The 13,141-nt window shown below is 72.9% G+C and carries 11 protein-coding genes; 5 read left to right on the plus strand and 6 right to left on the minus strand.

The genetic code is table 11. The features are described 5' to 3' along the window. Window positions 1-60: 60 nt before the first annotated feature. Genes ACIQJT_RS00280 through ACIQJT_RS00290 form a run of 3 tightly spaced genes read left to right on the plus strand, consistent with a single transcriptional unit; the run spans window position 61 to window position 3,289 of the window. The gene (locus ACIQJT_RS00280; protein WP_402638560.1) at window positions 61-951 is read left to right on the plus strand and encodes an alkaline phosphatase family protein; all 891 of its coding nucleotides are present in this window, start codon (window positions 61-63) and stop codon (window positions 949-951) included. Window positions 952-956: 5 nt separating this feature from the next. After that, window positions 957-2,270, plus strand: a complete 1,314-nt coding sequence (locus ACIQJT_RS00285; RefSeq protein ID WP_402638562.1) for an MFS transporter — start codon at window positions 957-959, stop codon at window positions 2,268-2,270. Beyond that, window positions 2,267-3,289: a TolB-like translocation protein gene (locus ACIQJT_RS00290; RefSeq protein WP_365453974.1), complete on the plus strand. Its 1,023-nt coding sequence runs from the start codon at window positions 2,267-2,269 to the stop codon at window positions 3,287-3,289. Before ACIQJT_RS00285 ends, ACIQJT_RS00290 begins: the two co-directional genes overlap by 4 nt. Before the next feature lie 57 nt (window positions 3,290-3,346). On the opposite strand, the gene ACIQJT_RS00295 is transcribed toward ACIQJT_RS00290, so the two are convergent. Together ACIQJT_RS00295 and ACIQJT_RS00300 are read right to left on the minus strand one after the other, a co-directional pair. Further along, entirely contained in the window at window positions 3,347-4,732 is a 1,386-nt protein-coding gene (locus ACIQJT_RS00295) for a glycoside hydrolase family 16 protein (protein ID WP_365453977.1), read from the minus strand. Between the two features lie 188 nt (window positions 4,733-4,920). Continuing rightward, complete coding sequence (locus ACIQJT_RS00300) at window positions 4,921-5,730, minus strand: SDR family NAD(P)-dependent oxidoreductase (RefSeq protein ID WP_402638565.1); 810 nt, start codon at window positions 5,728-5,730, stop codon at window positions 4,921-4,923. Window positions 5,731-5,792: 62 nt separating this feature from the next. Here ACIQJT_RS00300 and ACIQJT_RS00305 point away from each other — a divergent pair, with 62 nt between their 5' ends. Further along, window positions 5,793-6,578, plus strand: a complete 786-nt coding sequence (locus ACIQJT_RS00305) for a helix-turn-helix domain-containing protein (RefSeq protein WP_402638568.1) — start codon at window positions 5,793-5,795, stop codon at window positions 6,576-6,578. Between the two features lie 3 nt (window positions 6,579-6,581). On the opposite strand, the gene ACIQJT_RS00310 is transcribed toward ACIQJT_RS00305, so the two are convergent. Both ACIQJT_RS00310 and ACIQJT_RS00315 read right to left on the minus strand, forming a co-directional pair. Continuing rightward, entirely contained in the window at window positions 6,582-7,817 is a 1,236-nt protein-coding gene (locus ACIQJT_RS00310; RefSeq protein ID WP_402638570.1) for an Ig-like domain-containing protein, read from the minus strand. Window positions 7,818-8,487: 670 nt separating this feature from the next. Then, the gene (locus ACIQJT_RS00315; protein WP_402638571.1) at window positions 8,488-10,590 is read right to left on the minus strand and encodes an MMPL family transporter; all 2,103 of its coding nucleotides are present in this window, start codon (window positions 10,588-10,590) and stop codon (window positions 8,488-8,490) included. A gap of 211 nt (window positions 10,591-10,801) precedes the next feature. On the opposite strand from ACIQJT_RS00315, the gene ACIQJT_RS00320 reads away from it, so the two are divergent. Further along, window positions 10,802-11,227, plus strand: coding sequence for a VOC family protein (locus ACIQJT_RS00320; protein WP_365453992.1), 426 nt, complete (start codon window positions 10,802-10,804; stop codon window positions 11,225-11,227). Here ACIQJT_RS00320 and ACIQJT_RS00325 read toward each other — a convergent pair. Continuing rightward, window positions 11,224-11,892, minus strand: coding sequence for a response regulator transcription factor (locus ACIQJT_RS00325; RefSeq protein ID WP_365453995.1), 669 nt, complete (start codon window positions 11,890-11,892; stop codon window positions 11,224-11,226). The two genes, ACIQJT_RS00320 and ACIQJT_RS00325, sit on opposite strands and share 4 nt — an antisense overlap. Next, the gene (locus tag ACIQJT_RS00330) at window positions 11,889-13,085 is read right to left on the minus strand and encodes a sensor histidine kinase (protein WP_402638574.1); all 1,197 of its coding nucleotides are present in this window, start codon (window positions 13,083-13,085) and stop codon (window positions 11,889-11,891) included. Before ACIQJT_RS00330 ends, ACIQJT_RS00325 begins: the two co-directional genes overlap by 4 nt. Window positions 13,086-13,141: the final 56 nt, after the last annotated feature.

Genomic DNA, 13,141 nt, shown 5'->3' on the forward strand with positions numbered 1-13,141 from the left:
CTCCTAGGGTTGCGGCGCCGCTCCCCCCGAACGTCCGTCACCTCTGTCCGGAGGACAGTCATGGCCGCCGTCAAGGCACCCCAGCGCAACCGACGTTCCCTCTCCGCACTCGCCGGAGCCCTCGCCCTCACCGCCACCTCGATCGGCGTGTGGGCCGCGACGGCCTCCACCGCCGAGGCGGCCGCTCTCCCCACCCCCGACCACGTCGTGGTCGTGGTGCTGGAGAACCACGCCTACTCACAGGTCATCGGCAGCTCCAGCGCCCCCTACCTCAACAACACCCTCAAGGCGGGTGGCGCCAACCTCACCCAGTCGTACGGCCTCACCCACCCCAGTGAGCCGAACTACTACATGCTCTTCTCCGGCGCCAACCAGGGCCGCACCGACGACAGTTGCGTCAGCGTCGGCTCGATCAACAAGCCCAACCTCGCCTCCGAGCTGATCGCCGCGGGCAAGACCTGGGCGAGCTACAACGAGTCGCTGCCGAGCCAGGGTTCGACGACCTGCAGCAGTGGGAACTACGCCCAGAAGCACAACCCCTGGTTCGGCTTCTCCAACGTGCCGACCAGCACCGCGAAGACCTTCGCGCAGTTCCCGACCGACTACACGACCCTGCCCAAGGTGTCCTTCGTCGTCCCGAACCTGTGCAGCGACATGCACGACTGCTCGGTCTCCACGGGCGACACCTGGATCAAGAACAACCTGGGCGCCTACGCCACCTGGGCCAAGACCCACAACAGCATCCTCGCCGTCACCTTCGACGAGGACAACAAACTCTCCGGCAACCGCATCCCCACCCTGTTCTACGGGCAGCACGTCGCCCCCGGCAGCTCCAGCTCCACGACCTACAACCACTACAACGTGCTGCGCACGGTGGAGGACCTGGCCGGTCTGAGCGCCCACGCGGGCAATGCCGCCTCGGCCTCCGACATCACCGGCATCTGGAACTGACGCCCGTGTACCTCGCGGACTCCCGGAGCACGGGTTCCCGCGGCACCGAGGCCGCCGTCGTCCCGGACTCCCGTCCGGGGCGGCGGCCGGCCGCCGTGCCCTCCACCGTGCTGGCGCTGGGCGCGGTCAGCCTGATCACGGACGTCTCCTCGGAGATGGTGACGGCCGTCCTGCCGCTGTACGTGGTCGCGGGCCTCGGCCTCTCGCCCCTCGGCTTCGGCCTCCTCGACGGCATCAACAACGGTGTCGGCGCCCTCGTCCGGCTGGCCGGCGGCCACCTCGCCGACCGGGGAAGCCGCCGCCACAAGGCCGTGGCGGGCCTCGGCTACGGCCTGTCGGCGCTGTGCAAACCGTTGCTGCTCCTCGCCCACACCCTTCCCGTGCTCAGCGCCGTGCTCGCCGTCGACCGGACCGGCAAAGGACTGCGCACCGCCCCACGGGACGCGATGATCTCCCTGTCGACCGAACCCGCCCAGCGGGGAAGGGCGTTCGGTGTCCATCGCACCATGGACACCACCGGCGCGCTCCTCGGCCCGCTCCTCGCCTTCGCCGTCCTGCGGGCCACCGTCGACGGCTACGACGCGGTCTTCGCGGTCAGCGGCTGCGTCGCCGTGCTCGGCGTCCTGGTGCTGGTGCTCTTCGTGCCCCGACGTATCGACGCCCCCGCCGACGCCGTACGACGGACCCCGCCGCCCGAACCGGACCGGCCCCCGGCGCTGCGCGACGCGGTCGGGCTGCTGAGGCGGCCCGAACTGCGCCGCCTCACGGTGTGCGCGGCCCTGCTCGGCCTGACCACCGTCAGCGATTCCTTCCTCTATCTGCTGCTCCAACGGGAAGGTAACCTGCCCGCCCACCTGTTCCCGCTGCTGCCGCTGGGCACCGCCGCCTGCTTTCTGCTGCTCGCCGTGCCGCTCGGCGCACTCGCCGACCGCGCCGGCCGCCGCCGGCTGTTCCTGGCCGGACACGGTGTCCTGCTGCTCGGCTACGGCCTGGTGCTCTCCCCGTGGCACGGTCTCCCGGCCGTGCTCGCCGTCCTCGTGCTGCACGGCACCTTCTACGCGGCCACCGACGGGGTGCTCGCGGCCGCCACCGCCGCGGTCGTCCCCGCCCGGCAGCAGGGCGCGGGGCAGGCGCTGGTCGGCACCGGGCAGGCGCTGGCCCGGTTCGCCTGTTCGCTCGCCTTCGGCGCGGCCTGGAGCCTGTGGGGCGGCCGGACCGCGCTCGCCCTGACCGCGGCCGCCCTGGCCGTCGGCGCCGTCGTGGCCGCGTTCGTCCTGCGCGGCACGGACGAGACCCCCACCACCGAGGTGCCCGCATGACGCGAACGACCCGTCTTGTGACCCTGCTCGCCGCCGTCGTGCTGCTCGGTGCGGTCGGCACCGGCTCGGTGCTGCACGCCGCCCACCGCTCGGACCGGCGGGACCGGCAGCAGGCCGACGGACCGACCGTGCGGGCCGGCACCGTCTCGCTCCGCCCGACGACCGGACGCCGCCTGCTGGTGCGCAACCTCGCCTGGGGCCCGCACCGCGACGAGATCGCCACGGTCCCCGCCGGCGACCCGCAGGGCCCGCGCACCGCCTCGGGCGTGAAGTGCCTGCGCTTCCACGCGGCGGCCGGCACCGGCATCTGTCTCCAGGCCGTGCACGGGGCGCTGGAGGACACCTACCGCGCGGTGGTGCTCGACTCCCACCTGCGCGAACGCCACCGCTTCCCGGCGGCCGGCATCCCCACCCGGGCCCGGGTCTCACCCTCGGGACACATGGTCGCCTGGACGGTGTTCGTCAGCGGGGACTCGTACGCCGGAACGAACTTCTCCACCCGCACGGCCGTCGTCGACACCCGCACCTGGGCGATCGACGACAACCTGGAGACCTTCCACATCGTCAAGGACGGCCACACGTACCACGCGGCCGACACCAATGTCTGGGGCGTCACCTTCGCCGACGACAACCGCTTCTACGCCACGCTGGCCACCGGCGGCCGGACGTATCTGGTACGGGGCGACGTCACCGCGCGCACCCTCACCACCCTGCACCGCAACGTCGAATGCCCCTCCCTCTCACCCGACGGCACCCGCATCGCCTACAAGAAGCGTGTCAAAGGGGCGTCCCCCGACGCCCCTTGGCGGCTGTACGTCCTGAACCTGCGGACCATGAAGGAGACCGCGACGGCCGAGTCCCGCACCATCGACGACCAGGCGCTGTGGGCCGACGACGACACCCTCGTCTACGCCCTGCCCGGCGACTACGGCTCCGATCTGTGGACCGTGCTCGCCGACGGCGGAGGCGCGGCCCGCCTCCTGATGAGCTCCGCGGTCGCCCCCGCCTACCTGGGGTGACACGGAGATGGTCCGCGAGTCCGCACGGCGCACTCGCGGACCATCTCAACCAGCCGGTCAGTGACCGAAGTTGAACCAGTTCACGTTCACGAAGTCGGCCGGCTGGCCGCTGGTGAAGGTCAGATAGACGTTGTGGGTGCCCGTGACGCCGCTGATGTTCGCTGGGACCGTCCGCCAGGACTGCCAGCCACCGGTGTTGGCGAGCGCGAAGCTGCCGATCGGGGTGGCGGTACGGCTGTCCAGGCGCACCTCGACCAGGCCGCTGACACCGCTCGCCGCGCCGCTCGCCACCCGGGCGACGAACTGCCTGGCCGCCGTGGAGCCGAAGTTGACGTTCTGGTAGAGCGCCCAGTCGCCGTTGGCGAGGGAGGCGATGTTCTGCCCGCCGCCGGTGTCGGTCGTGGTCTCGGTGCCGACACCGCTCTGGCTGCTGAAGGACTCCGCCTGGATGGTGCCGTAGGCGTCGACACCGCCCGTGGGCGGCGGCGTGGTACCGCCCCCACCCGCCGACAGCACCTGGACGTAGTCCACGACCATGGGCACGCCGGACTGGGTGCCGGAGTCGAGGCCGCCGCCGAACGCGTCCGGGAAGGCGCCGCCCATCGCCACGTTGAGGATGATGAAGAAGCCGTGGTTGGTGGCGTTGGCCCAGGTCGTCGCGTCCATCTGGCCGGCGTTGACCGAGTGGAACTGGGTGCCGTCGACGAAGAAGCGGATCGTCTCGGGGCTGACCGAGCGGTCCCACTCCATGGAGTAGGTGTGGAAGGCCGACTGGCAGGACGCGCCCGGACAGGGGACGTTGTTGCCGATGCCCGAGGTCTCGTTGCACGGGCCGCCGGGGTTGGTGCCGCAGTGCATGGTGGCCCACACGCGGTTCAGGCCCTGGACGTTCTCCATGATGTCCAGCTCGCCGACGCTCGGCCAGTTCTGGTAGTTGCCGCGGTAGGGAGCGCCCAGCATCCAGAAGGCGGGCCAGTAGCCCTCGGCCGCGGTGCCGGTCACGTTGGGCATCTGGATGCGGGCCTCGACGCGCAGCTTGCCGCCGGACGGGGGCTGGAAGTCGGTGCGGTTGGTCTCGATGCGGCCCGAGGTCCAGTTGCCGGCCGCGTCGCGCAGCGGGGTGATGCGCAGGTTGCCGTTGCCGTCGAGGGCGACGTTGCTCGTGCTGTTGGTCATCCTCTCGACCTCGCCGGTGCCCCAGTTGGCGGGGCCGCCCGGGTAGGAGGTGCCGGTCGCGTACTGCCAGTTGGAGGTGGAGACGCCGGTTCCGGCGGGGCCGTTGAAGTCGTCCAGGAAGACCTGCGACCAGCCCGAGGGAGGCGTGGGGGCGGAGGCGTCGGCGGGCAGGGTGGCGGCCGTCGCGAGGGCGGCCGCCAGTCCGAGGGTGCTCAGCACGGCGACGAGGGCCCGGCGCCGTCTGGGTATGCCGGAGGTTTCGCTCATGGGGGTGCCTCTCGGGTACGGGGTGGGGGTGCGAGTGCTCTTCGGGGGCGCTCTGAGAGCGCTCTCAAAGTGCGCCCAATGTGCTCTCGGCCACTCCGGTCGTCAAGAGGTGAAACAGTGAAAGTCGCCGCGCCGCAGGTGAGTTCACCGTGTGAAGGGGACGGATCGGTGCCCGCCGGCGCGTGGCCTCACGCCTTCGCGGCGAGCTCCCGCCACGCGTTCCACGTGGCCAGGCGCTGCCGGTAGGCCGCCTCCACGACGGGATAGGGGTACGTCCCGAGGAAGAGGCGCAGGGGCGGTTCGGCGGTGTCGACCAGGTCGAGGACGACCTGGGCGGTGGCCGCGGGGTCCCGGGGCGCGCGGGCCGCGGCGCCGGCCCGGCGTGCCTCGCGGACGGGGTCGTAGGCGTCGATGGGTTCGGCGTGCACCGCGGAGGAGCCCGACCAGTCGGTGCCGTACGGGCCCGGTTCGACGATGGTGACGCGGACGCCGAGCGGGCCGACCTCCTGGGCGAGAGCCTCGCTCATGCCCTCCAGCGCCCACTTGGAGGCGTTGTAGAGGCCGAGGGAGGGGAAGGCGGCCAGGCCGCCCAGGCTGGACACCTGGAGGATGTGCCCCGCGCGCTGGGCGCGCAGGACCGGCAGGGCCGCCTGGGTGACCCACAGCGGGCCGAGCACGTTGGTGTCCAACTGGGCGCGGGCCTGTTCCTCGCCGATCTCCTCGACCATGCCGAACAGGCCGTAGCCCGCGTTGTTGACGACCACGTCCAGGCGCCCGAAGGTGTCGGCGGCCCGTCGCACGGCGGTGAACGCGGCCGTCCGGTCGGTGACGTCGAGGGTGAGGGGCAGGACACGGTCGCCGTAGGTGTCGGCGAGGGGCTTCAAGGACTCGGCACGGCGGGCGGTGGCGGCCACGCGGTCGCCTCGGGACAGTGCGGCCTCGGCCCAGATCCGGCCGAAGCCGCGGGACGCGCCGGTGATGAACCAGGTCTTCTCCATGCCTCGACCCTGCGCCTTCGCCCTCACGGGAGCCAGCACCCCCGGAGGGTTACCCTTCCGCCATGGCGGCCGACAACGCGCTCGGAGAGTTCCTGAAGGCCCGGCGGGGCCGGGTCCCGCCCGCCCGCGCGGACCTGCCCGCCCACGGCAGGCGCCGGGTCGCGGGACTGCGCCGCGACGAGCTGGCCCGGCTGGCCGGCATCAGCGAGCCCTATCTGACCCGACTGGAACAGGGCGTCGACCGGCATCCCTCGCCCCAGGTGCTGGAGGCGCTCGCACGGGCGCTGGAGCTGGACGACGACGCCCGCGCCCACCTGTTCGCACTCGCCGCGCCCGGTCCCGCACGGACGGCGGAGACCGAAGTCGCCCCGGACGTGCACCGGTTGCTCGACGGGTGGGCGGGCACCCCCGCGTATGTGCGCGACCGGACGTTCGACGTGCTGGCCGCCAACAAGTGGGCCCGCGCGCTCGCCCCGATGTACGAGCCAGGGCACAACCTGGCCCGGGACGTGTTCCTCGACCCGGCGGCCCGCCGGCTCTTCCCCGACTGGCCCGCGATCGCCGCGCAGACCGCCGCCGCCCTGCGTGCCGAGGCCGGCCCGCGTGATCCCCGGCTCGCCCGGCTCGTCGCCGAGCTGGAGGCCGACGAGGACTTCCGCGCCCTGTGGGCGCGGCACGACGCGCGGCCCTCCCGCGACGAACTCAAACGCTTCGCGCACCCCGTCGTCGGCGAACTCACCCTGCGACGGCAGGCGTTGACCGTCGGGGGCGCGGAACAGCAGGTGATCGTCGTCTACCAGGCGGCTCCGGGAAGCCCCTCCGAGGCCGCCCTCGCCCGGCTCCTGTGACGGCTAGAGCGCGCTGCCGGTCTTCCAGTCCGACCACGACAGGTTCCAGCCGTTGAGTCCGTTGGACGCCTCGACGGTCCGCTCGCCGGAGTTCTTCACGATCACGACGTCGCCGAGCAGGGAGCTGTCGTAGAACCGGTAGCCGTCCACCGAGCTGTCGTTCGCGCCCTTCGTGTCGTGCAGGCCGATGCAGCCGTGGCTGGTGTTCTGGTGGCCGAACACCGCGGTGGACGCCCAGTAGTTGCCGTGCACGAAGGTGCCGGAGGTGGTCAGGCGCTGGGCGTGCGGGACGTCGGAGATGTCGTACTCGTCGCCGAGCCCGACCGTCGAGGACTCCATGCGGGTCTGCTCGAACCGTTCGCTGATCACCATGATCCCGGACCAGGTGGTGTGCTCGGCGTCGCCGCCGCTGACCGGGTAGGTGTCGACCGTCTCGCCGCCCCGCCGGACGGTCATCTCCTTGGTCGCCAGGTCGACCGTGCTGATCTGCTCGCGGCCGATGTGGAAGGTGACGTCCTTCGACTGCACGCCGTAGACGCCGTCCGCGCCCTGGACGTCCTTGAGCCGCAGACCGAGCGTGATCCTCGTGCCGGCCGCCCAGTAGGTCTCGGGCCGGAAGTCGAGCCGGGTGTCGCTGAACCAGTGGCCCACGATCTCCACCGCGGGCTCCGCGGTCACGGTGATCGCCTTCTGGACGGCGGCCCTGTCGGACACGGCACGGGTGAAGTTGATCGACACGGGCATGCCGACGCCGGAGGTGGAGCCGGCCTCGGGGGTGAAGTACCCCAGGAACGTCTCGCCGGGTGCTGCGGTGGTGAAGGTCGCCGTCTCCTCGGTGCCGCCCTGTGTCGTCACCGCGACCGTGTACCTCGTGCCCGAGTAGGGGTTCCTCGACGAGGTCCAGGCCGTCCTGTCGTCGTTGTAGGAGCCCTCCAGTACGGAGCCGTCGTTGCCGCTCACCTTCACCGAGGCGAGGGTTCCGTCGGTGACGACGACCTCGACGGGGGCGCCGAAGCCGGCCTTCGTGGCGCCGTCGGCCGGGGTGACCGTGACGACCGCCTTCTTCGTCGCCGCCCGCACGGACGCGGTCGCCGCCGGCCCCTGCGCGGTGTGCGCCGAACCGCTGCCGCACCCCGTCAGCAGGGTCGCGGCCGGTACGGCGCCGAGTGCGGCGAGGATCCCGCGGCGGGACCACTTCTCCGACTGCTCGGGCCGGTTCGATATGTGCGAGTCGCCCACGGGAGGCCTTCCTGAGATGTCCGCCTTTGCGGGTGCATCGTGCGCCTCGCACCTTGGGTGATCCTTTGAATCACCGGGCCGTGGGCTGAGATCTCGATGAGAGGCCCCCGAGGTGTGGCCCGGCCCTCCGCGGATGTGCCGGGGCGGTTTCGAGGGGTGTCCCTGGTCACCGGCGGGTGCAAACCGGGGCGGCGTCGAGGTCCGGCCCTGGCCGTGGGCATGCACCCGGGGGCTTCGGGTGGTGACTTCGAGGGGTGGCTCGGACCGCCGTCGGACAGCGGGAGCGGTGGCGCTCCGGCCGTCGGAGCACCACCGTCCGTGGTTGTCGGGCGTTCTTCGCCAGGGGCGCTCGGGCGTGGCCGCTTCCCGGGGCCCGGACCGGTGGTGCGCCCCGCCCGGCCGTCAGGCCCTCGTCGCCGCGGTCCGCTCGGGCGTGGCCACCTCCCGCAGCCCGAACCGGTCGTGCGCCCCGCCCGGCCGCCAAGCCCTCCTCGCCGTCGGAGCCTCGTCGCCAGGGTCCGCTCGACGGTGACCGCTTCCCGCGGCTCGGAGCGGTTGTGCGCCCCGCGCGGCGGTATCGGTGCCCGGGGGCCCGGCGGTCGGGCGGGGCGTGGTCGCCGGTTCCCGGGGACCGGCAACCATGGCTCCCTGGGCACCGGCCCCGTCGCCGTCAGGCCCTTGTCGCCGCGGTCCGCTCGGGCGTGGCCGCTTCCCTCAGTCCGAACCGGTCGTGCACCCTTCGCAGCGGCTTCGGCGCCCACCAGGCGCGTCGGCCGAGCAGCGCCATGGTCGCCGGGACCAGCAGCATCCGTACGACCGTCGCGTCGATCAGCACCGCCAGGGTCAGTCCGAGACCGATCTGCAGGATGGGGGAGAACCCGCCGGTCATGAAGGCGCCGAACACGACCGCGAGGAGCAGCGCGGCACAGGTGACGACCCGCCCCGACCGGCGCAGTCCGGTCACCACGGCCCCCTCGTCGCCGCCGCCGCGCTGCCGGGCCTCCCGCATCCGGGCCAGGATGAACAGCTCGTAGTCCATGGCCAGCCCGAAGGCGATCGACACGATCAGCGGCGGGGCGGTCAGGCTCAGCGCACCCAGCCCCTCGTCGCCGAGCAGCCCGGCCCCGTGGCCGTCCTGGAAGACCCACACCACCACACCGAGCGCCGCGCCCAGGCTGAGCAGGGTGGTCGCGATGGTGCGCAGCGGGATCAGCACCGAGCCGGTGAAGGCGAACAGCAGCACGAGGACGGCGGCCAGGACGGTCAGCGCCGCCCAGGGCGCCCGGTCGGCGAGCATCGCGCGGAAGTCGACCAGCCGGGCCGCGACCCCGGTCACCTCGACGGGCTGGTCACCGCGCAGGTCCCGTACCCGCTCGACCAGGCCGGTGGCCGCCTCGCCGTCCACCGTGCCGGGCGGCGGCAGCTCCACGACGGTGCTGCCGCCCGGCAGGTCACGGGACTCGGCGTGCGGGACCAGGGCGCGGACGCGGTCGGCGGTCGCGCGGTCGGTGCCGGGTCCGAGGAGGACGACCACGGGGGAGACGCCGGTGCCCTTCGGGAAGTGCGCGTCCACGGTGTCGTACAACTGCCGTGCCTCGGTGCTCGCGGGCAGCTGCCGGGCGTCGCCGATGGCGATGCGCAGGCCGGTCACGGGCAGCGCGAGGACCAGCAGGACCGGGACGACGGTGACCAGGACCGCGACCCGGCGGCGCTGCGCGAACCGGGCGAGGCGGGCGAAGACCCGGCCCTCCTCGTCCTCGGGACGTGCCTTCGAGGGCCGGATGCGCCCCCCGAACCTCGTGAGCAGCGCGGGCAGCAGCGTGACCGCGGCCAGCATGTCGACCACGACGACGGCCGCGGCGGCCAGGCCCATGCTGCGCAGGAACACGCTCGGGAAGACCAGCAGCCCGGTCAGGCTGACGGCCACGGTGAGGCCGGAGAACAGGACGGTCCGGCCTGCCGCGTCGACCGTGCGGTGCACGGCCTCGACCAGGTCCTCGGTGTGCCGTCGCTCCTCCCGGAAGCGGACCAGCAGCAACAGGGCGTAGTCGACGGCGAGTCCGAGCCCCAGCATGGTGGTGACCTGGATCGCGTACACCGAGATGTCGGTGACCTGGCTGAAGGCGAACAGTGCCAGGAAGGCGCCCGCGATCCCGCTCACCGCGATCACCAGCGGCAGCGCGGCGGCACGCAGTCCGCCGAACACGACGAGCAGCAGGGCGAGGACGACCGGCAGGGAGATCAACTCGGCGTTGCGCACGTCCTCCTGGGCCCGCTCGCCGAGCTGCCGGCCGAGCAGTTCGCCGCCGCTGACGTGGACGTCGGGCGCGTCGATCCGCTTGACGGTCTTGACGACCGTGTCCGTCGCCTCCTCCTCGGCCTCGTCGCTCAGGCCGCCCTCGAAGGTCACGGGGATGACGAGCGCCTGTCCGTCGCGGGCGGTGAGGCCGGGGGTGCGGTACGGGTCCGGCACGTGGGCCACTCCGGCGATCTCACGGACCTCGGCGACGGTCCGTTCGACCTGGGCGCGCAGCGCCGCGTCGGCGACGGCCTCGCCCGCGACGACCGCGGTGACGGACTCGCCGGACGGGTCGATGGCGGCGAGCCGGTCGTCGGCCCGGTCGGACTCGGTGCCCGGTACGTCGGGCACGTCGTCGGAGAGGTCGGCGAAGACACCCGTCCCGAGGCCGAAGCCCAGCATCAGGAAGGCGGCCCAGAGGCCGATGACGGTCAGCGGGCGGCGCGTCGCAGCCCGGGTGAGTGCGGAGAGCACGGGGGCCTCCCGGCGGGTCGGTGGTGCTCGGTGGTCGGTGGTCGGTGGCACCTCAGACTGCTGCCGCGGGCGTGCCCGCCGGATCGCCGGGGCGGGCGGTTTCGGCCCCTCCGCCGTACGGGTGAGGCGGGGTGGCCCCTCACTCCCGCGGGGGAGGAATCTCCGGTACCGGTCGGGGAGTTGACCGAGCAGACACCCATGAGGAGGCCGTATGTCCGAGGTACCGCCCGCTGTCCGTGAACTCCGGCTCGTCGTCACGGCGGACGACTACGACGAGGCGCTGCGCTTCTACCGGGACGTCCTCGGACTGCCCGAACGAGCAGCGTTCTCCTCGCCCGACGGACGGGTCACGATCCTGGAGGCCGGACGCGCGACGCTGGAGCTCACCGATCCGAACCACGCCGCGTTCATCGACGAGGTCGAGGTGGGGCGGCGGGCGGCCGGGCACATCCGCGTGGCGTTCCAGGTGGACGACTCGACCGTCATGACGGCGAGGCTGGCGCAGGCCGGGGCGGAGGTGGTCGCCGAACCGACCCGCACGCCTTGGAACTCCCTCAACTCCCGCCTGGAGGCGCCCGGTTCGTTGCAGTTGACGCTGTTCACCGAACTGGGGGACGAGGTCGGGGACAGGCCCTAGGGCGCACCCGGCGTCACCAGCCCCGTCTCGTAGGCGCAGATCACCGCCTGCACCCGGTCCCGCAGTCCCAGCTTGCCCAGCACGTTGCTGACATGGGTCTTGACCGTGTGCTCGCTGACGAACAGGGTCGTGGCGATCTCCGCGTTGGACAGGCCCCGGGCCAGCATCCGCAGGGTCTCCACCTCGCGGGCCGTCAGGACGTCCAGGCGGTCGGGGGCGGGTGCGGCGGCGGTCTCCTCGCGGCGGCGGCGCACGATGTCCGCGACCAGGCGGCGGGTGACGGTCGGCGCGAGCAGCGAGTCGCCGCCCGCCACCACGCGGACCGCGTGCACGAGGTCGTCCCGGCGCACGTCCTTGAGGAGGAAGCCGCTGGCGCCCGCGTACAGGGCGTCGTACACGTACTCGTCGAGGTCGAACGTGGTCAGCATGACCACCTTGCAGCTCGACCGGGCGCACACCCGCCGGGCCGCCTCCAGGCCGTCCATGACGGGCATCCGGATGTCGAGGAGCAGGACGTCGGGCGCGTGGCTGCGCACCGCCTCCACCGCCTCGGCGCCGTCCCCGGCCTCGGCGACCACCTCGATGTCCTGCTGCGCCTCCAGGATCATGGTGAAGCCGCTGCGGACCAGTTCCTGGTCGTCGGCGACGACCACCCGGATGCTCACCCGAGGGCCGCTTCCCGCTCGGCGGTCGCGGGCAGCCGTACGACGACCCGGAAGCCCCCCTCCGGGCCCGGACCGGCCTGCGCGCTGCCCCCGCAGGCGGCCGCCCGCTCCCTGAGCCCGATCAGCCCGTGGCCGCCCGCCGACTTCGCGGGGCCTGCGCCGTCGTCCGTCACCGTGAGGGTCAACCCGTCCTCCGACCAGTCGAGTTCCACCTGTGCGCAGGAAGCGTACGCGTGCTTCACCGTGTTGGTCAGGGCCTCCTGCACCGCGCGGTAGGCGGCGACCTCGGTGTCCTGGGGCAGCGGACGCGGCCGGCCGCGAACGCTCAGGTCGACCCGGAGCCCGGTGGATTCGGCGACCTGGCCGATCAGGGCGGGCAGCCCGGCGAGGTCCGGCTGCGGCAGCCGCACGGCACCGCCCAGGCGCTCCTCCTCCTTCAACACACCCAGGATCCGCCGCAGTTGGGCCATGGCGTCCCGGCCGCTGGCCGCGATCGCGTCGAACGCGGCCTCGGCGCGGGCCGGATCGCTGCGCACCACGACCGGCCCGGCCTCCGCCTGGACGACCATCAGGCTCACCGCGTGCGCGAGGATGTCGTGCATGTCCCGGGCGATGCGGGAGCGTTCCTGGGCGATGGCCCGCGCGGTCTCGGCGGCCCGCTCCCGTTCCAGCCGGCGGGCCCGGTCCTCGACGGCGGCGGTGTACGCGCGCTGGACACGGGCCAGGACGCCGAGGCCGTAGGCGCAGATCATGCCGGTGATGTGGAAGGCGTACTCGAAGGGCTCCGAGTGCTCCTTGTGCTGCATGGTCAGCACCGCCCCGAGCAGCCAGCCCGCCAGCATCGAGCGGCGCTGCCAGGGCAGGCTCTGGGCGGCCATGGTGTACAGGACGACCAGCCCGCCGTAGAGCACGTCGGGCGGTGGGGCGTGGTAGTAGGCCATGGCCGTGGTGGCCGCCGAGACGGCCAGGGCGCAGGAGCAGGGGAAGCGGCGGCGCCAGACCAGGGGGACGGCGGTGGCGGCGCCCAGCAGCCAGCCCGCCAGGGTCAGCCGGTCGTCGCCCTCGTCGGGGAACAGCCACTGAAGGGACGCGGCGAACAGCACCAGAAGGGCGAGCGCGCTGTCGACGACGTAGGGGTTCGTCGTCCTCAGACGGGTCACGACGGGGGCGTACCAGGACCGGGCGGCGGGCATGAGCGGCTCCTCGGGGCCGGGGCCGTTCCAGTATCACGACGCCGAGCGGCCGGGAC

This window comes from Streptomyces sp. NPDC091972 (assembly GCF_044756385.1).
In the GTDB taxonomy this organism is placed as follows: Bacteria; Actinomycetota; Actinomycetes; order Streptomycetales; family Streptomycetaceae; genus Streptomyces.